Source organism: Thioclava sp. JM3 (assembly GCF_002213185.1).
Lineage (GTDB): Bacteria > Pseudomonadota > Alphaproteobacteria > Rhodobacterales > Rhodobacteraceae > Thioclava > Thioclava nitratireducens.
Genome location: NZ_NBOB01000001.1, coordinates 136,869 through 160,842, shown reverse-complemented (window position 1 = coordinate 160,842; position 23,974 = coordinate 136,869). Strand labels below are relative to the sequence as shown.

Here is a 23,974-nt window from a genome sequence, read left to right as displayed (position 1 = left end):
CCCGACCCGCCCCCCAGGGCGGGGGCGAAGATGCCCCCACCCTCGGGCCGGGGGCAAACCTGCGTTGCGTAAACCATCACAGACCCTCCAGCTTGGCGGGGTCGAAATCGGATCCGGGCAGCAAGTCCACCCCGGCCTTCGACATGCGCACCTCGACACCTGCCGCGACGAGCGCCTGTTTCATTGCATCGACCGGCGCGAAGTCCTTGGTTTCCATCGCATTCGCACGCAAAGCCGCGAGTTTGTTTGCGAGGCCCGAGAGATCGGCCTCCGGTGCCGCGACCCAATCGCCCATCCCATCGTCAAGCAGGCCGAGCATCGCAGCGGAAGCCTTCAGAACTGCTGGATCGTCGATTTTATGCAGCGCCGCGATGGCACCCGCCGTGTTAAGATCGTCGGCGAGCGCAGCGATCACCTCCGGCGCCGCCTCGGGTGAAGGTGTGACCCCATCAACAGTTGTCCGCCACTTGCGCAGGGTCGCAGCCGCCGCCCGCGCCTTCTCCGCCGTCCAGTCCATCGGCTTCGTATAATGCGTCTGCAGGAACACAAACCGGATCACCTCGCCGGGAATGCCCTTCTCGCCGTCATGGCCGTCGAGCAGATCGCGCACGGTGAAGAAATTGCCCAAGCTCTTGGACATCTTCTTGCCCTCGACCTGTAGCATCTCGTTATGCAGCCAGTAATTCGCGAAAGAGCCCTCGGGATGGGCGCAGCAGCTTTGCGCGATCTCGTTCTCGTGATGCGGGAATTGCAGGTCGATCCCGCCGCCATGGATGTCGAACGACGCACCGAGCAATTCGTAACTCATGGCCGAGCACTCGATATGCCAGCCCGGACGGCCGCGGCCCCACGGGCTCTCCCAGCCCGGCAGCCCCTCATCCGAAGGCTTCCAGAGAACGAAATCCATCGGGTCTTCCTTGAAGGGCGCGACCTCGACCCGCGCGCCCGCCATCATGTCGTCGACCGTCCGCCCCGACAGCGCGCCATAGTCCTTGTAGCTGCGCACCCGGAACAGCACATGCCCCTCGGCGGCATAGGCGTGACCGTCTTCGATCAGCTTTTCGATCATCGCGATCATCGCGCCGATATAATCCGTCGCGCGCGGTTCCTGATCGGGGCGCAAGGCGCCGAGCGCATCCATGTCGGCATGATACCAGCCGATGGTCTCCTCGGTCCGCGCGCGGATCAGTTCTTCCAGCGACCCTTCGGCCCCGGCCTCCTTGCGCGCCAGCGCCGTCGCGTTGATCTTGTCATCCACATCCGTGAAATTGCGCACATAGGTGACGTGCTCCGGCCCGTAAACGTGGCGCAGCAGCCGGTAGAGCACGTCGAACACCACGACGGGCCGGGCGTTGCCGAGATGGGCGCGGTCGTAAACGGTCGGCCCGCAGAGATACATCCGCACGTTCTTCGCATCGATGGGATGGAAATCCTCGACCTTCCGGGTCAGGGAATTGCGCAAACGGATCTGGGTCATAAGTCCTCGCAAAGGGTCGGCGGCACCTGCCGGCGGGCTTACAAGGTCATGTCGTTTTTGGAAAGAGAAGACCGGCCCGCGTGACGATGTCAGCGGATAATGCAGCAGATGATGATGGTCTTCGTGGTCATGGCGAGAAGATAAGCCGTCGCCCGCCCAAAGGTCCAGAGCAAAATTCGGCGCGCCCAAAAACGAAAAGGGGCAGCCCCAGCCACCCCTTTTCGGACTTCTGATCAGCGATTTACGCGACGATCTTCACTTGAACTCGACGTCGTCCATCGCCTCGACGATCACCAGATCGCGTTCGGCTGCGCCTTCGGCATGGGCCAGCGCCGCCTGATAGTCGTCGGAGCGATAGCAGGTTTCGGCCGCCTCCAGCGAGGGGAACCAGGCAACCACGTTGCGCGCGCGGTCATTGCCTTCGAGCTGCACGTAACGCGCACCGCGAGCGAGGAAGCGCCCGCCATGTTTCGCGATCGCGGGCCCCGCGCCTTCGGCATATTTGCCATACGCCTCGGCGTCTTTCACGGTTACATGGGCGATCCAGAATGCGCCTGCCATCAAAGTTCCTCCAACAAAGTTTTCACGGCCGCAACGGCCTCCTCGGCTTTCGATGGATCGGCCCCGCCGGCTTGCGCCATGTCGGGACGACCACCGCCGCCTTTCCCACCAAGAGCCTGCGCCGCGGCCTTCACCAGGTCGACCGCGCTCACACGCTCGGTCAGGTCCTTGGTCACGCCAGCCGCCACGGCCGCCTTGCCGCCCGCATCCGCGACGACGAGGATCACGCCGGAACCGACCTTGTCCTTCAACTCGTCCACGATGCCGGGAAGGTCCTTGCCGGTCACGCCGGACACCACTTGAGGCACGAACTTCAAGCCATTGATTTCACTTACGTCCGGGCCGCCGGAAGAACCACCGCCCATCGCAAGTTCGCGACGCAGCTGCGCGATCTCGTTGGCCTGCGCCTTGCGCTCGTCGAGGATCGCCTGCAGACGCCCGAGCACATCCTGCTCGGAGGTCTTGATCAGCCCTTCGATCTCGGTGAGCAGCTTGTCGCGGCGGCGCAGTTCGGCCATCGCGATATCGCCGGTCAGCGCCTCGATCCGGCGCACGCCAGACGACGACGCGCCTTCGCTCGTCAGCACGAAAGTACCGATATCCCCGGTGCGCTTCACATGGGTGCCGCCGCACAGCTCGAGCGAATAGATATTGCCGGTCGTGCCTTTGCCGGAATTGGCCAGTTCGCCCATCGAGACGACGCGCACCTCGTCGCCGTATTTCTCGCCAAACAGCGCCTGCGCGCCCAGGTCGCGAGCATCATCCGGCGTCATGATCCGGGTGTCGACCGGCGTATTTTGGCGAATGAATTCATTCACTTCGCGCTCGATCTTCGCGATTTCCTCCGGGCTGAGCGCCTTGTTGTGCGAGAAGTCGAAGCGCAGACGATCCTCGGCATTGAGCGAGCCGCGTTGGGCCACGTGATCGCCCAGCGTGCGGCGCAGCGCCTCGTGCAGCAGGTGCGTGGCCGAGTGGTTCGCCCGGATCGCGCTGCGGCGGGCGTGATCGACTTCCAGTTTCGCGCCCTGCCCCTTGGCAATCTCGCCTTCGGTCACACGCGCGAAATGGATGAACACGCCAGCGACTTTCTTGGTGTCGGTAACCTCGGCTTTACCTGTGTCGGTCACGATCCAGCCACGATCACCGATCTGGCCGCCGCTTTCAGCGTAGAACGGGGTCTGGTTGACCACGACCTGAACCTCGCCGGTCGCTGTGTCGATCTCGGCTCCGTCCGTTACCAACGCGGTGATCTGCCCCTCGGCAGTCTCGGTGTCATAGCCGAGGAATTCGGTCGCGCCGAGTTTCTCGGACAGATCGAACCAGATCGCGGCATTGGTGGCTTCACCCGTGCCGGACCAGCTGGCGCGCGCCTTCGCCTTCTGCTCTTCCATCGCGGAGTCGAACCCTTCGGTGTCGACCTCGCGATCCCGCTCGCGCAGAGCGTCCTGCGTCAGATCGAGCGGGAAGCCGAACGTGTCATAGAGCTTGAACGCAGTCTCACCCGGCAGTTTCTGCCCCTCGGGGAGGTCCAGAAGCGCCTCGTCGAGCAGCTTGAGCCCACGGTCGAGCGTTGTCTTGAAGCGGGTTTCCTCGCCCAGAAGGGTCTCTTCGATCAGTGCCTGCGCCCGGCCAAGCTCGGGGTAAGCCGCGCCCATCTCCCGGATCAGCGAGGGGACAAGACGGTGCATCACCGGATCCTTCGCGCCCAGCAGGTGCGCGTGACGCATCGCGCGGCGCATGATCCGGCGCAGGACGTAACCACGTCCATCCGCCGAGGGCATCACGCCATCCGCGATCAGGAACGAGGTCGAACGCAGGTGATCCGCGATCACGCGGTGATGCACGTTGCCCGGCCCGTCCGGCGCGCCATCGGTCGCGTTGGCCGAGGCCTCGATCAGGTGGCGCATCAGGTCGGTGTCGTAATTGTCGTGCTTACCCTGCAGCAGCGCGCCGATCCGCTCGAGCCCCATGCCGGTGTCGATCGACTGCATGTCGAGCGCGCGCATCGAGCCGTCCTCGAACTGCTCGTTCTGCATGAAAACGAGGTTCCAGATCTCGATGAAGCGGTCGCCATCTTCCTCGGGCGAGCCGGGCGGGCCGCCCCAGATGTGATCGCCGTGATCGAAGAAAATCTCGGTGCAGGGACCGCACGGCCCGGTCGGGCCCATCTGCCAGAAATTGTCCGAAGTCGGAATGCGGATGATCCGCTCGTCCGGTAGACCCGCGACTTTCTTCCACATCTCCGCCGCCTCGTCATCGGTATGGTAAACCGTGACCAGCAGCTTTTCTTTCGGAATATCGAAATCCTTGGTCAGCAGCTCCCAGGCGAAGGGGATCGCGCCTTCCTTGAAATAGTCGCCGAAGGAAAAATTCCCCAGCATTTCGAAGAAGGTATGGTGGCGCGCAGTGTAGCCGACATTGTCGAGGTCGTTATGCTTGCCCCCGGCGCGCACGCATTTCTGCGCGGTCGTCGCCCGGTTGTAGTCACGCTTCTCCACCCCGGTGAAGCAGTTCTTGAACTGCACCATGCCGGAATTGGTGAACATCAGCGTCGGGTCGTTGCGCGGAACGAGGGGCGAGCTGTCAACGACCCGGTGGCCGTTGCGCTCGAAGTAATTGAGGAAAGTGGAGCGGATTTCGTTAAGGCTGGGCATAGTGTCCTGTCTCGCCTGATCGGGCTTGTTCGCTCCCGTTTAACGCCCGCCCTTCCCCCTGTCCAGCAATCGCAAAAGGCCGGGAGTTTGCGCTCCCGGCCTTTGCAAGAATTCGCGGCGAAGATCAGTCTTCGGTCAGCGCATCGTCTTCGGACAGATTGTCGAATTCGAGCCCGTGGCTGGCGCGGATTTTATCCTCGATCTCGTAGGCGACATCGGGATGTTCGCGCAGGAAGGTTTTCGCGTTTTCACGGCCCTGCCCGATCCGTTCGTCCCCGTAGGAATACCAGGCGCCGGCCTTGTCGACGACCCCCGCCTTGACGCCCAGATCGACCAGTTCGCCCATCTTCGAGATACCCTCGCCATACATGATGTCGAACTCGACCTGCTTGAACGGCGGGGCGACCTTGTTCTTGACCACTTTCACGCGGGTCTGGTTGCCCACCACCTCGTCGCGATCCTTGATCGAGCCGATGCGGCGGATGTCGAGGCGCACGGAGGCGTAGAATTTCAGCGCGTTGCCGCCCGAGGTCGTTTCCGGCGAGCCGAACATCACGCCGATCTTCATCCGGATCTGGTTGATGAAGATCACCATGCAATTCGAACGCCCGATCGACGCGGTCAGCTTACGCATCGCCTGGCTCATCAGGCGGGCCTGCGCGCCCACGGTGTGGTCGCCCATATCGCCTTCGATCTCGGCCTTCGGCGTGAGCGCCGCGACCGAGTCGACCACCACGAGGCTGACCGCGCCGGAGCGTACCAGCGTATCGACGATTTCCAGCGCCTGTTCGCCCGTGTCGGGCTGCGAGATCAGCAGCTCGTCGAGATCGACTCCGAGCTTGCGTGCATAATGCGGGTCGAGCGCGTGTTCGGCGTCGACGAAAGCGCAGACGCCGCCCTTCTTCTGCTCTTCCGCGATCGCGTGGAGCGTCAGCGTCGTCTTGCCCGAGCTTTCAGGCCCGTAGATTTCGACGATCCGGCCTTTCGGAAGACCGCCGATCCCGAGCGCGATATCCAGACCGAGCGAGCCGGTCGACGTCGCTTCGATTTCCCGAGCGGGCGTCTCGCCGCCGAGCTTCATGATCGAGCCTTTGCCGAACTGCCGCTCGATCTGCGCCAGCGCCGAGTCGAGCGCCTTCTGCTTGTCTGCCTTGGGAGATTTATCCATGTCGAAAAGCTTCGCTACTGCCATTTGTCCGCTTCCTTATTTCACAGCGACGGCCGGTCGGCAATGCGACGCCCTCGCGCGGATGTTCACCTCATGTTCTGTTCGCACTATGCGCACGAAACATGAACATTACAATAAAATTCTGATAGCCCTACTGAACCGCATTTACCCTTAAGAAACGGTTTACCGACGCGAACCGAATGATTATCACCGGCGGAGTTAGGAGCTAGACCCGCCAAGATGCTGATTTTCTGGACACAAAAACTCGTCTTTCTGGCCACGCCGAAAGCGGGCTCCTCGGCGGTCGAAACCGCTCTGGAGTCCCTCGCCGATGTCGCGCTGACACGTCCGGCGGTTCTCAAACACGCCTCCGCCCGCAATTTCCGGGACCATCTCGAGCCGCTTCTTGCCGCGAAAACCGATGCGAGCTTTACCACGGTTGCGCTGATGCGCGAGCCGCTCGACTGGCTGCGTTCGCTCTATCGCTTTCGGCTGCGCGACTTGATCGAGGAGAGCGACATCTCCGCCGGCTATTCCTTCGACCAGTTCGCGCGCGATTATATCGACGATCCGCGCGCCGGGTTCAGCGACGTGCCCAGTCAGTCGGCGTTCCTGTGCGACGACGATGGCAACACGCTGGTCGACCGGATTTTTCCCTATGAGCGGATCGAGGATTTCGTGCATTTCCTCGAAGATCGGCTCGGTTTCGCGATAACCCTGCCGCGGGTGAACGTGCCGCCTGCAGTCGAGACCGGGCTCGCCCCCGAGACCGAGGAGGCGCTGCGGACCGCGATGCAGGAAGATCTCGCGCTCTACGATCGGGTCACCCGCGCCTTAGCGTGAGAGGAGCTCCTGCACAGTCGCGGTCAATTCGCCAAGCGAGAAAGGTTTCGGCAGGAAGACCGAGTCGGGCACCGGCGAGCTGCCGTTCTGGAACACCTCCTCGGCATAGCCCGACATGAAGACCGTGCGCGTGCCCGGCCGCGCCTCGAGCGCCTGCCTCACCCAGCTTGGCCCGTCGAGACCGGGCATGATCACATCGGTGACGAAGATATCCACCTTCAGCTCCGAGTCTTCCAGCAATTCCAACGCCTCTTCGGCGCTCTCAGCCTCGAGCACGGTGTAGCCGCGCAGCTGGAGCGCGCGCGAGGCGAAGGCGCGAACCGGCGGTTCATCCTCGACGAGAAGTACGGTCGCGTCACCGGCGATGACGTGGCTGTCAGGGACGGAGGTTTGTGCGATCTCCACCTTGGGCGCGATGGTCGATGCTGCGGCGCGCGGCGGCACCGGCGCCTTTGTCGCAGGCTCGAGCTCGGGCGCGGGCTCGGCCGATTGCGACACCTCGGCCTCCTCCGCCAAGTCATAGGCGGGCAGCAGGATCGTGAAGCTCGTCCCCGTGCCTATGACGGAATCGCAGAAAATGTAGCCCCCGGTCTGCTTCACGATGCCATAGGCGGTGGAGAGGCCGAGCCCGGTCCCCTCCCCCGTGCGTTTCGTGGTGAAGAAAGGTTCGAAAATCTTGCCGAGCTTGTCGGCGGGGATCCCGGAGCCGGTATCGGTGACCTTGATCGCAACATAATCGCCCTTGGGCACCGTGACGCGGTCGCGCGGGCGGTTCTCGGCCAGATGGAACGCTTCGGTCTCGATCCGGATTTCGCCGCCGCCGGGCATCGCGTCGCGCGCATTCACCACGAGATTCATGATGACCTGTTCGAGCTGCCGCTTATCCGCACGCACCCGTCCGGCATCACATTCGTGCCTGACGCTCAGCGCGACCTTCTCGCCGACCAACCGGTTGAGCAGATGGGTCAGGTCTGACAGCGTGTCGCGCAGATCGAGGGTTTCGGGTTTCAGCGTCTGCTTTCGGGAGAAGGCGAGTAGCTGGCCGACGAGCGCCGCGGCGCGATTGGCGTTCTGACTGATCTGGTCAAGATCGGCGTAATCGCCATCTCCCTTGTCATGGCGCAGCATCAGCAAGTCGCAATGCCCCGAGATCGCCGTGAGCAGGTTGTTGAAATCATGCGCGACCCCGCCCGCGAGCTGGCCGATCGCCTGCATCTTCTGGCTTTGCACGAATTGCGCCTCGAGCGTCTTGAGCTGCGTCGCGTCGGACAGCACCGCCAGCAGCCCCGCGCGTCCATTTTCCACGATCCGCGACAGGGTGACCTGCAGGAAGACCTCCTTGTCGCCGCGTCGGGCGCGCAGCACTTCGGGGCGGCCATCGGCACGACCGGCGAGGGCATCGTTCACCCAATCCGAGACCGGACGGCCGAGCCCTTCGAGCAAGTCCGACAGACGGGACTGCGGCTCGATCCGGCCCAACAGGCCGCGCGCCGCGCGATTGGCCGCGCGCACCCGGCCATGCGCGGAAAGACGCAGCATCGCGACGGGCAGCGCCTCGAAATTCGCGCCCTCCTCTGCCGCGCGCGGTCCGGGGATCGGGAGCAGATAGACCTCGGATCGTCCTCCTGCGCCTTGAAGCTGCGCTACGACTGCCGTGACCGGGCCATCCTGCCCCTTGATCTCATGCTCCTCGCCCGAGCGCAGCGGAAGATCGGTGAAGATGCGGTCGAGAGACCGCACCCGCTCTCCGACGAGCCGCCTCAGCGCTTCGTTCATGAACAGAATCGTGCCGCCCTTGGAGACGGTGAGCATCGGCAGGCTGATCGTTTCCGCACCGCGCCCGCCAATCGCCCTCTCGGCCATGTCTTCGAGACGCCACAGAAAATCGCCAGAGCCGATGCGGTGCACCGAGAGACGCAGATGGCCGCGCCGGGTCACCAGATCCTCGCGCGCGGCCCCCTTCGCCTCCGCCTTGCTCTGCAATCGACGCAGCACCGCGCCCGGATCGGCGAAAAGTTCCGCAAGGGTTCGCGCCAGCCCCTGCCCGCCGCGAGAGCCGAACCGGTCCAGCGCGGCGCGGTTTTGATAGCCGATCTCGCCCTCCGGGTCCGTGGTGAAGCTGGGCGCGGCGTCATGGGCGACGAAATTCGCGATCGTTTCCTGCTGCCGCGCCCGTCGCCTTCGCTCCTGCGCCAAGGCGAGCCGCAACCAGCCCGCCGTGATCACGAGCGTGCCGGCGACGGAAAACATGGCCCAGGTCACAACCTCGTCGGGCATCACGAAGGCAACCGCAGCCGCGATCCCTGCAGCAAGCAGCAGATAAACCGCACCTGGCGCCAGCGCGGCCATCGTCTTCGAGAGTGGCTGCAGCATCAATTCGTTCCGCCCCACACTCTCCTCCCTGCCTGACGTCTTCGTCCCATAGCGCGGCAAAAAACTTAAAACCCAATTAACGAGACTAGACTTTCAGCGAACGCGCGAGTCAATCACGCGACCGTGAGAAGGCGAGCGCCAGTTCGGGAAACTCAAAGCTGGAGATGGGCCACGAAAAACCCGTCGCCACCCGAGAGCGGCGTGATCTGGCGCTGCGACAGCACCTCGCAGCCGTGGCGCATGGCGAAATTGGCGATTTGCGCGCCATTCTCGACCGTAAGCAGCGAGCAGGTCATGTAGACGAGGCGGCCGCCGGGGGCGACAAAGCCGCGCGCGGCGTCGAGGATTTCGCTCTGCAAGGCGACCAGTTCCGACAGCCGCGCGGCGCTCAGACGCCATTTCGCATCCGGCGTGCGTCGCCACGTTCCCGAGCCCGAGCATGGCGCGTCGACCAGAACCAGATCGTAGCCCGTCCCCGGATCCCCCGGCGCGCGCAGGGACACCTTCGCCCCGGCCCGTTTCGCGCGCGCGGGCAAATCGCGCATTCGGCCCGCATCGATGTCATGCGCTGCGATCAGCGCCTCCGGACAGGCTGCCGCCAGCGCCAGCGACTTGCCGCCACCGCCCGCGCAATAATCGAGCACACGCTCCCCGGGCCCGAGCGGCACCGACGCGATCGCCGCTTGCGAGGCCGCGTCCTGCAACTCCACCAGACCGTCCTTGTAAGCCGCGGCCTGCTGAATGCGCCGCGCCCCCGCGCCGAGTTCCAGCGCGGTCGCGGCCAGCGGGTGCGGCGTGGCTTCGATCCCGTCCTTCGCGAGCGCCGCGATCGCACGGTCGCGGTCCGTCTTGGCAAGATTGACGCGGAGGAAAACCGGTGCGCGGGCGCGCATCGCCTCGGAGATGGCGTCAAAATCCGCACCAAGATCGGAAGCGAGCTGATCACGCAGCCAATCGGGCCAGTCCAGCTGGGCAATATCGTCGGGCAAGGCATGGGTCAGCGCGGCGCGCTCGACTTCGGACAAGGGGTCAGGCGCAAAGCCCTCCCCGGTGAAGATCGTCGCGGGATCGACGCCTTGCAGGCGCAGCAACCCGGCGACGAGCGCGCGCCCCGCAGCCCCGCCTCCGGCAAGCGCTGCGCTTGCCTTGCAGCGCAGCACGTCGAAGACGTGATCGCGGATCGCCGCGCGATCCTTTGAACCCGCGAAACGGTGACTTCGCGCCCAGTTGGTCAGCGCGCGCTCGGCCACCTCGCCCGACTGGATGCGGTCGAGAATATCGATGGCGGCGGCATAGCGCGCGGCTGGCGTCATGGGCGGGCTCCGAGGCGGGCTGTGATCTGGCCCGGTTCTAGGCGCGCCGGCTGGGCGGCGCAATGCCACGCGACAAAGACCGCTCCCGGGCCACACGCTCGTAGAATCTTGCTGTTAAACCTTAATTTATTGATCGTAACCCACTTTTCGCCACATTTACGCCGCGACAACTCCCTTTTTCTCCCTAAGGAACATGTAAAAGGACGTTTTCAGCCACGGGGTATCCCTCCTTGAAACGATTAATGAGTTTTCTGTCGGCCGAAGACGGCGCCACGACGATCGAGGCGCTGCTCTGGTTGCCACTTTTCGTCGGAATGCTGGCGGTAACCGTCGACGTTTCCCTCATTTTCAACGCCCAGTCCCGCATCCTCGGCATCGTGCAAGACGTCGATCGCGCCTATTCGGTCGGGCGGTTCGAGAATGACGAAGACACCATGGCGCGGCTGCGCGCGCTCCTTCCCTATGACCAAAACACCTACACGCTCGACACGAGCGTCACCGACGGGATCATCGAGACCCGCGTGACGATCCCGATGTCCGAACTCGTCGCGACGGGCCTCTTCACCAAAGTTCTGAACATGGACCTCACGGTCCGCGACTACCGCTACATGGAGTCCTGAGATGAGCCGCGTAACGATTACCGATTTCACCGCTGAAGAAGATGGCATGATCACTCAGCTCTCGCTGTTCTGGACGATCCTGTTCCTCGCCGTCGGCAGTCTCGCGCTCGACGTCTCCAACGGCTATCGCGAGCGGGTGCAGATGCAGGATGCGACGGATGCTGCCGCGCTCGGTGCGATGTATCTTGCTTCCGACCCCCTGATCACCAAAGACGAGGCGAGGACCCGCGCGGCCGAGCTGGCCCATTCCAACCTCGGCTCCGACGATGCGACTTCGGTCATCACCAAAGACGATGTGACCTTCGGCTATTACGACGCGACCAACAATCGCTTCCTTACGGATTACGCCCCCGACCTCGATCTCAGCCCCGCGGTGCGCGTGATGGCGCATCGCACCACCGACCGCGCGAACGCAGCGCCCACCTTCTTCGGTAAGGTGATCGGTCAGGACGGGTGGCAGATCAATACCGGCGCCGTCGCCGAAGCATACCAGCCCGCCTGCCTCACCGAAGGCTTGGCCGCGAAAGGTGTCATCGACCTGCAATCGGGCAACAGCTTCGCGTCGGGCTTCTGCCTCTACGCGGCGCAATACGTGTCGCTCAACCAGAACAACATGTTCGAGAGCGGCGCGATCGTGTCGATGCCCGACACCAGCAAGCTCGACATCCCCGCATCCGGCTTCAAGCAGAACGACGGCTTGCAAGAGGCGCTGCGCACCTCCTTCTACAAGCTGCGCGTGCTCGACCGCATTCCGAAGATCATCGAATCCATGCGCGACGGCACTGGCTATTTGCCCTCCTATATTACGAACCGGACGCCGACCTTCCTCAACGGGACGAAGCTCGACACCACCGATTTCGCGCCCGGCAATCTCTACATACTCGACTGCAATTCGAGCGTGACGATCTCGGTCCCGAACAAGGTCGACGGGTCCGTGACGACCGACCCGAGCGTGATCTCCGAGGTCGCGGTTATCGCGAACTGCCCGGTGAAATTCGGCAACGGCGTCGCGCTGGAAAATGCGATCTTCGCAAACACCTCGACCGATGATCGCAGCTTCTCGGCGCCGCAGGGGCTGCGGATCGGGCGCGACGACAATTGCGCACCCGATGGCGGCGCGAAGCTGATCACGATGGGCGGTGTCTCTTCGGCGGCAAAAATTTCCTTCTACGGCGGTCAGATCCTCGCGATGAAGGATGTAAGCTTCTCGGCGCAGGCAGACGGGATCGAAGGAGTCGCGATCGTCTCTGGCGGCAAGATCGACGGCACCTCCAACTCGCGCTTCGGTCATTGCGATACCGGCATGGAGAGCAATATCGAGATGAGCTACTTCCGCCTGCGGATGTAAGGGGCCTCCCAGCGGGCGCAAAGCGCGATCGAAACAATCCGCGCAAGATGGGACAGGAGAGGCCACGTTTTGGCCGCTCCATTGCTCTCGACGTCGCCATGCCTGATCGCGCCGCTTCCGCGCAACCGCCTTCCCTCCCGCGCGTGGCGATCGGTTTCAACAAATGCGGCACCCGCTCCCGGGGATGCCATGGCGGCCTGGTCGCGGTTCGGGCGTGGTGATCCCGAGCTTCGAGATTTTCGCCCGGCCCAGCAGTTTTCGCAGCAGTCGCGCCTCCCGCCCCGGTCACGGACCGGGATGGCCCTGCTCAATCGTCGGATTTGTAGCTGTAGCGGTAGTTATAGTGATATTGGTAATGACCGCCATAACGCTCGGCCGCCTCGGCCTTGAAGCCGTTGAGGACCGCGCCCGTGATCGACGTGCCCGCCGCCTCGAAGCTCGCCTGCACGGCACGCACCGCGCCCTGCATCGTCTCAAGATGGCGCGCGATCACGATGCTCGCGCCTACGGAGCGCCCGATCACCACCGGATCGGTGACCGCAAGCGCGGGCGGCGCATCGACGATGATGAGATCGAACTCGCTGTCGAGCTGGCGAAGCATGGTCCCGAACTCGGCCCGCATCAGCAGTTCCGACGGGTTCGGAGGGTAGCGGCCCGAGGTGATCACCTTCAGCCCCTCGACCGGCCCGTCGCGCATTACCTCTTCCAGCGCCTTCTCGTGGCCGAGATAATCCGAAAGGCCCTCCACCGTCTTCGGCAGATGCAGGAACCGCGCGAGATAGCCTTTGCGCATATCTGCATCGATCAGACAAACTCGCTGCCCCGCTTGCGCCGCGACTACGGCGAGGTTGATCGAAAGGAAGGTCTTGCCCACCCCCGGCGCGGCCGAGGTCACCTGGATCGAGTTGGTCTGCGCATCCAGTAGCCCGAAATGCAGCGAAGTGCGCAGGGATCGCAGCGCTTCGGTCGTCACGGCGTCTGAATGTTCAAGCGCGAAGATCGGCAGGTCGCCCTTGCGGTGACGTAGATCGGACGCCTCCTTGGCGAAGGGAACGGTTGCGAAGACTGGCAGACCGAGCGCTTCGATCTCTTCGGCGCCCTTGATTCCGTGACGCAGCGCGCGACGGATCAGAACGTAGGCTGCGCCAATGATGAGACCCAGTATCCCCGCCAGCGCGACGATCCGCGATTTGCGCGGCGCAACCGGGATGATGCTCGCATAGGCTTTGTCGATCACGCGCACCGAACCGACAGTCGAGGCGCGCACGACCTGCAATTCCTGCGATCGGTTGAGAAGCTGGGTGTAGACCTGCTGCGCCACTTCGAGGTTACGCTGCAGATTGAAGATGTCCTTCTGCGTCTCCGGCAGCCCTTGGGTCGCCTTCTTCGCCTGTTCCAGCTGCGCTTGCAGTTCCTTGCGGTTTTGCAGCAGCGCCTGATAGGCGGGGTGGTTGACCGTGTACTGGTTCTTCAGCTCGGCCTCTTTCAGATCGAGCGCGGACAGTTCCCCCTCGATCTTCGTGACGCGCTCCAACAGGGCCTGGGTCTCGTATTTCACGTCGACCGATTTCTGCTTCTGGCGATAGGCATTGAGCGCCTGCTCCGCCTCGGACACGTTCTTGCGCGCCTCGGGCAATTGCTTCTGGATGAATTCGAGGCTGTTCTCGGCGGAGGCCGAATTGCGCTCGATATTCTGGTCCACGAAAGACGCCGCGATCGCGTTGAGGATCTTTTCCGCGCGCTGGCGGTCGGTGTCCTGATACGCGGTATGCAGGATGTTCGAACCGCGCGGGCTTTCGGAGACCGAAAAGTTTTCGCGCATCGCCTGAATCGTCGCGTTGAGAGAGCGGCGCCCGATGTAGAACTCGCGGCCGACCGGGGCATCCATCTCGGATAGCGCAAGCGCGAAATCGCCATCGCGCGCGGTAACTTCGTGGCCGACCGTACCGCTGACTTCGGTGCCGTCGAGCAGCGTGACGCGATAGCTGTCCGCGCCGGTCACGGTCAGCGTCATCGGCTCTCCCTGCCATTGAGCGGGCACTTTCAGCTTACCGATCTGAACCGTCTCTGCGTTCCACTGGTATTGGGTGAACAGGCCCGGATCGGGCAAGTGCAGGTTCGCGGGAAGCATGCCGATAAGCGGCAGCCGGCGCGGAATGACGAAGTTCTGCAGGTCGAGCTTGTTCGCCGCATCGCCCAGCACCAGCCGCGACGACATGATCGCGATCTGGGTCTCGGCCTGCGATTTGCCGCCAACATCGCTGCCGAGAAGCGTCTGCATCGACTCCGGAAGCGCCGACAGACCGTTTTGCGACTGCTCGAGCTGCAACAGGCCGTTCGCCTCGTAGACCACCGGTTTGCGCAGCGCGACGAAAGCGCCGAGGATCACAGCCAGGGCAAAGGCCAGCGCGATCCATTTCCAGCCCCCCAAAAGCGCGCCGGCAAGCGCCATCAGGTCGATTTCGTCATCCTCGACCTCGGGCTGCGCAGCATGTCTCTGGGTTATCTCGGAAATTTGCTTCATCTGTCCCGCTCAATTTCTCAAATGCTTATCCAAACCCACGCGCGCCGCCAGTTACGCCGCTCACCGTTTCGGCGCGAGGCGCGAGACCCATGCCTCGCTCGCGGCGGAAATCTCGGTAAATGCCTTGCGATGAGCCTCGATCGGCTCGCGGTACGGGTCGGCGATCCCCTTGCTGCCCATCCATTGATCGAACAGCATCACCCGCCCGCCCAGTTGCGGCGCGCGGCGCGTTATCTCGCGCTTGTGGCCAGCCTCCATCACGAGGATCAGCTCGTGCTCGGCCCCGATCTCGGCGGTGAACTGGCGCGCGACATGGCCGTCGAGGCTCAGTCCGTTTTCCGCGGCGACCTCGCTCATGGTCTCGTCCGCGCCCGCGCCGACCACCGCGCCGATTCCGGCAGAGGTGACCTTGCACTCAGGCAGTGCCGCAGCGAGAAGCCGTTCGCCCACAGGCGAGCGACAGATATTTCCGACGCAGACGACGAGGATGGATCCGACTTTCGCCATCGCTCAGTTCGCCAGTGCGGAGGCCGCGCGAGCGGTGCTCAGCGTCGGCAGGATGTTGGAGACCACACGGTTCCATTTCGCGACCGGCGCGGTCGTGACATAGACGACGTCCTGCGGGTGCAGGAAGAATTTCGTGCCTACGACAAAGGCCGCTGCGCTCGACGTATCAAGCTGGAACACCACCACGCCGCTCGGCGTGTCACGGAACACGAAGACGCCGCGCGCATCGGCCTGATTGGTGTTCAATCCGCCGACAGCGGTGACGGCTTCGGTGAGGCTCACGTCGTCCTTGGTCAGGTCGATCGGACCGGGCTTCACCAACTGCCCCAGCAGATAGGCTTCCAGCTTCGTCGCGCGCTGCACCGAGACGACATCGCCATTGCGCAGTACCGGGTTGTTGGAGGCGATCCCCTGATTGAGGAAGGCCTGCAAGTCCACCGCGTAGCTGCGCCCGCCGCGGCGCACAAGAACCCGACGCGCATCGGCGGCATCGTTCAGACCACCCGCCTCGTTGATCGCATCGAGCAGCGTGAGCGATTTGGAGGTCAGCGGGATCCGCGCAGGCTTGCCGACCTCGCCGGTGACCGACACGGTCTGCGAGTTGTAGCCCACCACGCGCACCGAAACCTGCGGCGAGGGGATGAACTCCTTCAGCTTGCGCGAGAGATCGGCACGCACCTGTTCGGGCGTCCGGCCCGCGGCGCGCACGTTGCCGACGTAGGGATAGTAGAAAGTTCCGTCCGAATTGACGCGAAGACCACCCTCGGCGGGCGTCCGGGTCGAGCCTGCGGGCGAGGTCAGTTCGGGATGTTCGTAGACGACGATATCGAGCAGATCGCCCGGCCCGATGCGGTAGTTCCAATAGCCATTCGAAGGCAGGGTCGTGCGCCCGCCGCTCAGATCGGAGGGCGCGCCGAATGTGGAGACGTTGGCGAGGCTCAGCCGCACAATCGCGACATCGCCCGCTGCCGGATCCTCGACGGAACTGACGTTACGGGTATTTACCGGGAAATTGGTGGTCGACGTGTCGCAGGAGGCCAAAAAGAGCGACGCGCAGAGCGCCACAAAAATCCTCGTCACTGCCCCCATCGTGCCCTCCTGAGCCTCTTAATCCAAGCTTCTGATCCGTTCCGGCCATGCGGTCGGGACCGGGTTTCGTCTAGCGCCTCTGAATAGACAAGCTGTCGCCGTTTTCAACCGTCCAATCGCGTCGAGGCGCGATTCTGGCTCAAATCACTCAACCTGACGGCGAGCCTCCCACCCGCTGGAACCGCGTGAACTTCGCCCCGATCGTGTGAGCATACGCGCGACAGGAGCTCATCCTCATTGGTCGCGAACGCATTGGTCGCGAACGCATTGGTCGCGAACAGGTGAGTGAAGTTTTCTGACGTTTTTCGCCTAACGCGAGTCAAAAGCCGTTGACCCTCCGGAAAAAAGTTAAGTATCCCTGTCGAGCAAGAGTATCCGTACGATTATCGATATTTTTTACGATGACGCGTTAGCGGAATATTAACATCTGCCGCCGCGATAATATTTTTTTCATGCAAGAGGGCAGTGTATGATTGGCCTTGAATATGTTGTGACGGCTTTCCTGGCATCGTTCCTGATGGCAGCCCTCATCGTTGCAACAAAGAGTTTTCATGGCAAGCTCACGCTCGACGGCGATCACGGCATCCAGAAAATCCACGCGGCCCCGACCCCGCGGATCGGCGGCTTTGCCCTTCTGTCAGGTGCGTTGGTTGCGGGTCTGACTTTGGATGCGCAGACACAGGCGCTTTGGTGGACGATCTGCCTCTGCGCGAGCCCTGCTTTCGGCTCCGGGGCGATCGAGGACATCACCAAGAAAGTCTCCGCCAAGTGGCGCCTGCTCGCCACCGTATGTGCGGGGCTGATTTTTTGCCTCGTGTCCGGCTACCACATTGAACGCGCGGATATCCCAGGGCTCGATTACCTGCTGCGCTACCCGGCGTTCGGGATCGCACTCAGCGCCATCGCTATCGGCGGGATCGCCAATTCGCTCAACATCATCGACGGGGTGAACGGGCTCGCCTCCGGCAGCGCGATCATCGTCTTTTCTGCTTTCGCGGTTATCGCCGAGCAGACCAATGACGGGCCGATCTTGGCGATCTGTCTGCTGATGATCGGCTCGATCGCGGGATTCTTCGTGATGAATTTTCCGGCCGGAAAGCTGTTTTACGGGGACGCCGGGGCCTATGCGACAGGGTTCGTACTCGCCGTGATCGGCATCGTCTTGCCCGCCCGCAACCCCGAGATTTCACCGCTGATCGCCGTGCTCGCGCTCGCCTATCCGTGGATCGAGACGGTCGTCTCGATTCGCCGCAGGCTGAAGCGCGACGGAACCCATCCCGGCGCGGCGGATAGGCTGCACCTGCACAGCCTCGTCTATCGCAGCCGTGCGAAGCGAATTGCCGAAGCACTCGGACATCCGGAGATGCGCAATCCGATCACCTCGGTCGTTCTCTGGTCACTGAGCCTGATCGCGTGCTCCATCACCGTGATCAGCGCGACTTCACCCGCATCCCTCGGTGCGGGGGTCGGCGTGGTTTTTGTCTGCTACATGCTGATCTATCGTCGCGTCGCGCTTGGCAGCAAGCTTCGTCGTGCAATGGCGACCGCGCGCCGCGCACGGATCGATATGTAACGCGAGAGCTCACGCGCATCACCTCGGAATCCGCGCGTCTTCGCCCGGCGTATTCCAAGCGGTGGGGCCGAGCGCCGACCGGCGCGTCGAGTCTTACCTATCCTGCGCGGATCGGCGCTCGTCACCACCTTGCCCGGGCCCAGATCGGCCCAAGCGATTTCCTAATTGGCCACCTCGCGATACGGCGCTTCATCCTGCACAGGCGCAATGCTCTCCCAGAGCATCATCCACACCAAGGCCGCGAGAGGAAAAATCGCGAGTCCTGTCAACATCGGCTCCTACCCCAACACTCAAACACCCGTCTTATGATTGTCATATCATAACTCGAGCGAATCAGTGCGCATTTGTAAGGCCTGGAGCACTGTCGATTTGGATAGTTTTGCTGCGTTCCCCTGTGGTTAGGCGGAATCAAAAAGGCCCCGCTTCAAGCGAGGCCTTTCGAAAGATCACGGATCGCGCGGATCAGTTGGTGCCGTTGGTTCCGTTGGTCCCGTTAGTGCCGCCGCTGCCCATAGCAGCTGCCGCGAGGCCGACGCCAACGATCACCGCAACGACCGGGGTCGCACCGCCGAGGTTGCTATTCGCCGCCGCCGTGCAGGATACCACGGCCTCACCTTTATTATTGTACACAGCGTCGACCACAGCCGTGTCGCAAACATTATTCGCTTTTGCCCAGGCAACGAGCGCGTCGTGGCTAAGATTGGCCGGCGCTTGCAGGTTCTGGGCCGCACCCGGAAGGGCACCAGCAAGAGTGGCTGCCACTACAACGGCACCCGTAAAGAACTTCGTCATCGAAACCTCCGATCAGGTTGGGATAGGTAAGACATTATTATCTTACATTAATCTTTTGGTGAACCATAGGGTTAATTGATACCCGAGGCCCATTCAGTTTGGTCGAGCACGCCGATCGCGATCTGCCCCACAGTGGGGGAAACCCATTGCCGCCCGGCCTGGATCCGTCCCGTTTCATCGGTCCAGTAAATATTGGTTATTGCCATCTTCGGATTGCGACATTGTTCTTCGTGGCGCAACAAATTTAGCCCTGCGAGGGTTTCGTTTCCAGCCGCAGTCATCTTGCAGCCGAGCAACACATAGTCCGCATGATTGTCCGCCGTAAGGAAGCGGTAGGTCCGGCGATAGGCGTCCATCTTGGCGCTGCGAAGGGCGGCGAGCGTCGGCCCCGAATCCGCCGCCATCAGATCGTCGCCCAAGCCGCGGGTTGCGACCACCACGCCCCGATCGACCGACACAGTGATATCGTCTCCGGACCGCCAGGTCTCGACGGTGCCATTCCGCCCGGCCAGAGACAGGGTCGCATTCGCGTCGCGCGACGGAATGACAACTTCGAGCCCGCGCTTCGGAACTGCTCGCGTCACCACCTTCACGCCCACACCTTCGCCATTCGTCGCGGATTGCACGGGCGCGCCCTGTCCCACGGCCCCTCCGCCCGGAAGCGTCATCGTGTTGCCCAGTTTGTCGAATTGCGCACAGCCAGCGACCGCCAGCAGCGCCGCGCCGAAAACAAGTGATCTCATCGCCAGAACCGCTCCCAATTTCCGTCGAAGGAGGCGGGCTGATCTTCGCGCACCATCCCGTAAAGCCTGTTGGCCACACCCAACCGCGCCCCGCCGTCGCGCACGATCGGCTGGATCACCGTCGAATAGCGCTGCTTCGTCGGCTGCCCGGTCGCCCAGTGCAGCGGGATGGTGATCATGAAGCCCTTGTCGAACGAGCCCTCGCCGAAATCTTCCGAGGACACATCGGTCTTCGTCGCATAGACCCCGACTTTCCAGCCATTGTCGAAAACGCGCGAGAAGCTCAGCGTCGCGCCCCAGTCGCCGGCGAGGTAACGGCCGACATCGAGCTGCGTATAGAACTGGTCGGTGAACTGATAATAAGCGGATAGATGGCCCGTCGTGACCTCGTAGTCGCGCAGATCGAAGCGCTGGTCGTAGCCGCGCTGGCGTACCCGGTTAAGCTCGGCCCCGAGGGCGAGGCGGCTGTGTTCCGGCGCCCAGAGAAGCTCGGTCGAGACGCCCGCGAACATCGGCTCCAGATAGCCGGCCGTCACACGCCCGAAGAGATCGCGTCCCGGACGGAAAAAATAGGCCCCCGTCAGTTCCGGAATCGTCGGACCCGACCCCTTGTAATAGAGCCACGCATCCGAGCGCACATGCGGTAGCACCGAATCCGACGGCCGGTTCGCCTGATCGAGATTGCCGATCACCTTCTGGTTGACGCGCCCCGACAGCAACAGGCCTGGCGCGATCTCGTATTGCGCCTGCACGCTTACGCCCAGATCGGCGCGCAACGGATCGTCCGGGTCGAACAGGCCCGGAAGCAAATAAGGGCCGACACCCCAGGAAAAGCGCGGGTAGGTGCCGGGCGCGACCGGCAGCCGAGGGGGCGCGCCGTCGATCTGTGCATGGGCGCGCATCAGTTCGCCGCCGACGGGGTGGAATTCATAGGCCTCGAGGTCGTCCCGACGGATTGTCGTGGTCGAGACGGGCTGCGAATTTTCCGACAGGGTGATCGCGAAGCGATCGACCATAGCAGGGGCCTGCGCGCTCAGCACCCGCGCGGCGCGCCCGAGCGCTTCGGGCGGCGCGTTGTATCGGTCGTTGCGAATCTGGATCGCAAGGGTGGAGCCGCTGAGCTTCGCACCTTCCAGCACCAGTCCCTGTTGCGCCAAGGCCGGGCGCAGCTTCGCCGTCAGATAGGCCGGATCGTTCGTCCAGCTTTGCGCCGCCTCGATGCCCGCGCGCGGTACGACCGGCGGCGGTGCATCTTTCAGCCCGCTCGGATGCGCGTTGTGCTTGGGGTTCAGCGCGTAGCTCAATTGCACGCTGAAATCGGTTCCGTAGAGATAGCCCGCCGTGATCGAGGCCTGATCGTTGATCTTGTATTGCGCGGCGATGTTGACCGGGGATTTGCGATCGAAGGTCGGACCGTCCTCGCGCGTATAGGCGTCGGAGGAATATTCCGCCATCAGCCGCAGCCTGTCCGTCGCCTGCCATTCGACACCCGCAAACAGTGCCGCATCCCCGGTAAACCATTGCTGCGGCTGGAACGTCCCGCCCTGCGCCCCGGTGCGATCTCCGCGCGTCTTGAAGTGATCGCTCAGCACGCCCAGCGGATTGTCGAAGCCGTTATTCGACCCAAGCCGCCCCCAACCGATCCCCGCCGTCGCGCGCAGTTTCGGTGAGATCGACTTGGTCGCCACGACATATTCCCCGGAATAGATCCCGGTGCCGGTCATGTCGTTGAGGCCAATCGCCATCGCAGGCCAGAAGCGCCCCTCGTCGAGGAACCGATACTGGATCGAGAAGCTGCGATCGTAGAGCGTACCGCCGCCCATGTAGTTCTTGATCGTCGAATATCGGAAGCCAGCCGACAGGCGCGGCGTGATCTGGAACGCGGCCGAGACGCGCGTCTGTCCGGCGAAGGCGAAGACATTGAAGCCAAGCTCCGCATCCTCGCGACTGCCCGCGACGGGCATGTCGATCAGCCCCGGGATGCCATAGCTGTTATAGCCCCAGGCCCTGTCGGCCGATTGCGCGCAGGCGGGGCCGAAGCCGAGACTCGCGAGCGCACTGCTCGCCATAGCAAAGAAGAGAAAACGGGAGCGGTAGGGGCGCGCCAACATGTCAGGAAAATCCGCCTCGGTCACAATCAATTGGAGACCTAGCAGAGAGTCGCACTCCTCTGAAACGCGAATTGCTGCTTTTCCAAGGAATTGTCACCGATTTGCACTGCCGGGCGGCGACCCGCCGCCGAGCACGTGCTATTCGCCCACTGCGCGCATGTAGACATCTTCGTAGCGGATGATGTCATCTTCCCCGAGATAGGCCCCGGTCTGCACTTCGATCAGAACCATCGGCATCATTCCGGGGTTTTCGAGCCGGTGCGTCTCGCCGATCGGAATGTAGACGGATTCGTTTTCCGTAACGAGGCGCGCTTCCTTGCCAAGCGTCACGAGGGCGGTGCCCTGAACGACGATCCAATGCTCGGCCCGGTGGTGGTGACTTTGCAGACTGAGCGCCGCGCCGGGCTTCACCGTGATCCGCTTCACCTGAAACCGATCGCCGGTGACGAGGCTCTCGAACCCGCCCCAGGGTCGGTGATCGCGCGGGAAGTCTGTCGCCTGCGCAGCGTCGCGGGCCTTGAGCGCGTTAACCGCCGCTTTCACATCCTGCGCGCGCGAGCGATGCGCGACGAGGACCGCGTCGGGCATCGCCACCGCGATCACGTCCTCGAGCCCGATCCCGACCATCTGTAGCCGCGGGTCTTCCGAGCGCAGCAGGCTGTCGCGGCAATCGATCGCGGTGGCAGCGCCCGACAGCGCCACCCCGTCGGAACGCGCAGCGGGGGCCGCGCGGCGCACCGCCTCCCAGTCGCCCAGATCCGACCAGCCCGCCTGCACCGGCATCACGGAGACGCAGCCCGCGCGTTCCATGATCGCGTAATCGATCGAGATGTCGGGCGCATCCCCCCAGGTATCCGGGTCGAGTCGCAGAAAACCCAGATCGGCGCGCGCGGCAGCGAATGCCGCCTCGACGCGCGCGAGGAGGCTCGGCGCGTGGGTTCGCGCGGCCTCGAGGATCGCGCCCGCGGAAAACAGAAAGAGGCCGGAATTCCATAGGTAATCGCCGCTTTCATAGAGGGCGCGCGCCCGTACGAGATCGGGCTTTTCGATGAACCGGACCAGGGGCACGGGGCCGCCGACGCCTGACTCCTGAGAAGGTTCGAGATATCCATACCCCGTCTCGGCCCGGTCGGGGGTAATGCCAAAGGTCACCAACCGCCCTCTCCGCGCCGCAAGCTCCGCGCCTGCGATCGCCTCCTGAAACGCCTGCGCATCGGCGATGACATGATCCGAGGGCGCGACCAGCATCAGCGCCTCCTCCCCTGCCTCGCGTCGGAGCCAGAGCGCCGCGGCGAGAACGGCGGGGGCGGTGTTGCGCCCCTCGGGCTCCAGCATCACCGCGCCGGGATCAATGCCGACCGCGGCAAGCTGCTCGGTCGCGATGAAGCGGAAGTCGGATTGTGTGAGCACCAGCGGCGGCGCGAAACCCGCGCCCGACAACCGCTCTGCCGTCGCTTGAAACAGTGTTACCGGCCCTGTCAGTTCGGCGAATTGCTTCGGATAGCTGCGTCGGGACAGCGGCCACAGACGCGTTCCCGACCCGCCCGCTAGAAGAACCGGAGTGATCATGTGCATCCTCCCCATCTCGGCAGGTTTCTCCTGCCATGTCGGAGCTTTGCACGGTCATTCCTAACGCCACGTTAACGACGCTCGGAACCACTTTGGCGCGCATCTTTACGCACGAATTCGCCTTGTCAGATTGACTTGTCAGGCCCTATCCATCAGTCAGCAAAGCACACCCCGGTTGGACAAAAGGCCCAAGCCATGACCGATCAGAGCCCGGCCCGCGCGTGGCATGTGGCGCAGTTCAAGCCCAACAGCGCCGCCATCGCCCGGCGCAATCTGGCGCGCCAGAAGTTCGAGGTTTTCCTGCCGATGATCGAGACGACGCGGCGCCAGGCGGGCAAATTTGTGACCCGCAGTACGCCGCTCTTTCCAGGCTATCTTTTCCTGCGCGAGACACCTGGCTCGGCGCATCTCGGCGCGGTGAACGGGACGCAGGGGATAACGCGGCTCGTGGCGCTTGCAGGTCGCCCGACGCCGGTGTCCGACGCGATGATCAAGGCGCTGCGCGCGCGCTGCGATACTCAAGATCAAGTTCAGCCGCTGCCGGATTACGCGCCCGGCGATGCGGTCACGCTGACGACCGGGCCGTTCGCGGATTTTGTGGCGACGGTTGAAAGGGTCGATGCCGAGAGACGGGTCTGGCTGCTGTTGGATTTCATGGGCCGCGAGACCCGGATCAAGGCTACGCCTGACGCCTTGATCTAAGCCCGCG

The 23,974-nt window shown here is 63.3% G+C and carries 18 protein-coding genes; 5 read left to right on the top strand and 13 right to left on the bottom strand.

Going from position 1 to position 23,974, the window contains the following annotated elements:
• Window positions 1-76: 76 nt before the first annotated feature.
• From cysS to recA, 4 genes are all read right to left on the bottom strand, one after another.
• Complete coding sequence (gene cysS, locus B6V73_RS00820; protein ID WP_088724274.1) at window positions 77-1,477, bottom strand: cysteine--tRNA ligase; 1,401 nt, start codon at window positions 1,475-1,477, stop codon at window positions 77-79.
• A gap of 255 nt (window positions 1,478-1,732) precedes the next feature.
• Window positions 1,733-2,038, bottom strand: a complete 306-nt coding sequence (locus tag B6V73_RS00815; RefSeq protein ID WP_075776494.1) for a DUF1330 domain-containing protein — start codon at window positions 2,036-2,038, stop codon at window positions 1,733-1,735.
• A complete protein-coding gene (gene alaS / locus B6V73_RS00810) occupies window positions 2,038-4,692 on the bottom strand; it encodes an alanine--tRNA ligase (protein WP_088724273.1) in 2,655 nt (884 codons plus the stop codon). The genes B6V73_RS00815 and alaS overlap by 1 nt, the downstream gene beginning before the upstream one ends.
• A 124-nt stretch (window positions 4,693-4,816) precedes the next feature.
• Window positions 4,817-5,884: a recombinase RecA gene (gene recA / locus B6V73_RS00805; protein WP_075776496.1), complete on the bottom strand. Its 1,068-nt coding sequence runs from the start codon at window positions 5,882-5,884 to the stop codon at window positions 4,817-4,819.
• A gap of 216 nt (window positions 5,885-6,100) precedes the next feature.
• On the opposite strand from recA, the gene B6V73_RS00800 reads away from it, so the two are divergent.
• Window positions 6,101-6,703: a hypothetical protein gene (locus B6V73_RS00800; protein ID WP_088718658.1), complete on the top strand. Its 603-nt coding sequence runs from the start codon at window positions 6,101-6,103 to the stop codon at window positions 6,701-6,703.
• Here B6V73_RS00800 and B6V73_RS00795 read toward each other — a convergent pair.
• Together B6V73_RS00795 and B6V73_RS00790 are read right to left on the bottom strand one after the other, a co-directional pair.
• Window positions 6,695-9,076, bottom strand: coding sequence for an ATP-binding protein (locus tag B6V73_RS00795; protein ID WP_088724272.1), 2,382 nt, complete (start codon window positions 9,074-9,076; stop codon window positions 6,695-6,697). The genes B6V73_RS00800 and B6V73_RS00795 overlap by 9 nt on opposite strands.
• Window positions 9,077-9,228: 152 nt before the next feature.
• Window positions 9,229-10,389, bottom strand: coding sequence for an RsmB/NOP family class I SAM-dependent RNA methyltransferase (locus B6V73_RS00790; protein ID WP_088724271.1), 1,161 nt, complete (start codon window positions 10,387-10,389; stop codon window positions 9,229-9,231).
• Window positions 10,390-10,631: 242 nt separating this feature from the next.
• Here B6V73_RS00790 and B6V73_RS00785 point away from each other — a divergent pair, with 242 nt between their 5' ends.
• Together B6V73_RS00785 and B6V73_RS00780 are read left to right on the top strand one after the other, a co-directional pair.
• On the top strand, window positions 10,632-11,009 hold the full coding sequence (locus B6V73_RS00785) for a TadE family protein (RefSeq protein ID WP_088722735.1): 378 nt from the start codon (window positions 10,632-10,634) through the stop codon (window positions 11,007-11,009).
• Between the two features lies 1 nt (window position 11,010).
• On the top strand, window positions 11,011-12,357 hold the full coding sequence (locus B6V73_RS00780; protein WP_088718661.1) for a pilus assembly protein TadG-related protein: 1,347 nt from the start codon (window positions 11,011-11,013) through the stop codon (window positions 12,355-12,357).
• 307 nt (window positions 12,358-12,664) lie between these two features.
• Here B6V73_RS00780 and B6V73_RS00775 read toward each other — a convergent pair whose 3' ends face one another.
• From B6V73_RS00775 to B6V73_RS00765, 3 genes are read right to left on the bottom strand one after another with little or no spacing between them, the layout of a single operon-like run.
• Window positions 12,665-14,881 carry a polysaccharide biosynthesis tyrosine autokinase gene (locus B6V73_RS00775; protein WP_088718662.1) on the bottom strand — a complete coding sequence of 739 codons (2,217 nt, stop codon included), beginning with the start codon at window positions 14,879-14,881 and terminating at the stop codon, window positions 12,665-12,667.
• Window positions 14,882-14,941: 60 nt separating this feature from the next.
• Entirely contained in the window at window positions 14,942-15,388 is a 447-nt protein-coding gene (locus B6V73_RS00770) for a low molecular weight protein-tyrosine-phosphatase (protein WP_075776501.1), read from the bottom strand.
• A gap of 3 nt (window positions 15,389-15,391) precedes the next feature.
• Window positions 15,392-16,477 (bottom strand): polysaccharide biosynthesis/export family protein, encoded by a 1,086-nt coding sequence (locus B6V73_RS00765; protein ID WP_075776502.1) that lies wholly within the window; start codon window positions 16,475-16,477, stop codon window positions 15,392-15,394.
• 469 nt (window positions 16,478-16,946) lie between these two features.
• Between B6V73_RS00765 and B6V73_RS00760 the strand changes: the two genes are divergently transcribed.
• Window positions 16,947-18,050 (top strand): glycosyltransferase, encoded by a 1,104-nt coding sequence (locus B6V73_RS00760; RefSeq protein ID WP_088722732.1) that lies wholly within the window; start codon window positions 16,947-16,949, stop codon window positions 18,048-18,050.
• 462 nt (window positions 18,051-18,512) lie between these two features.
• Here B6V73_RS00760 and B6V73_RS00755 read toward each other — a convergent pair whose 3' ends face one another.
• From B6V73_RS00755 to B6V73_RS00740, 4 genes are all read right to left on the bottom strand, one after another.
• Window positions 18,513-18,842 carry a hypothetical protein gene (locus B6V73_RS00755; protein WP_075776504.1) on the bottom strand — a complete coding sequence of 110 codons (330 nt, stop codon included), beginning with the start codon at window positions 18,840-18,842 and terminating at the stop codon, window positions 18,513-18,515.
• 71 nt (window positions 18,843-18,913) lie between these two features.
• Window positions 18,914-19,585 (bottom strand): YjbF family lipoprotein, encoded by a 672-nt coding sequence (locus tag B6V73_RS00750; protein ID WP_088724270.1) that lies wholly within the window; start codon window positions 19,583-19,585, stop codon window positions 18,914-18,916.
• Complete coding sequence (locus B6V73_RS00745; protein WP_088724269.1) at window positions 19,582-21,696, bottom strand: YjbH domain-containing protein; 2,115 nt, start codon at window positions 21,694-21,696, stop codon at window positions 19,582-19,584. The genes B6V73_RS00750 and B6V73_RS00745 overlap by 4 nt, the downstream gene beginning before the upstream one ends.
• A 138-nt stretch (window positions 21,697-21,834) precedes the next feature.
• Window positions 21,835-23,265 carry a mannose-1-phosphate guanylyltransferase/mannose-6-phosphate isomerase gene (locus tag B6V73_RS00740; RefSeq protein WP_088724268.1) on the bottom strand — a complete coding sequence of 477 codons (1,431 nt, stop codon included), beginning with the start codon at window positions 23,263-23,265 and terminating at the stop codon, window positions 21,835-21,837.
• 195 nt (window positions 23,266-23,460) lie between these two features.
• On the opposite strand from B6V73_RS00740, the gene B6V73_RS00735 reads away from it, so the two are divergent.
• Entirely contained in the window at window positions 23,461-23,967 is a 507-nt protein-coding gene (locus tag B6V73_RS00735) for a transcription termination/antitermination NusG family protein (protein ID WP_088724267.1), read from the top strand.
• Window positions 23,968-23,974: the final 7 nt, after the last annotated feature.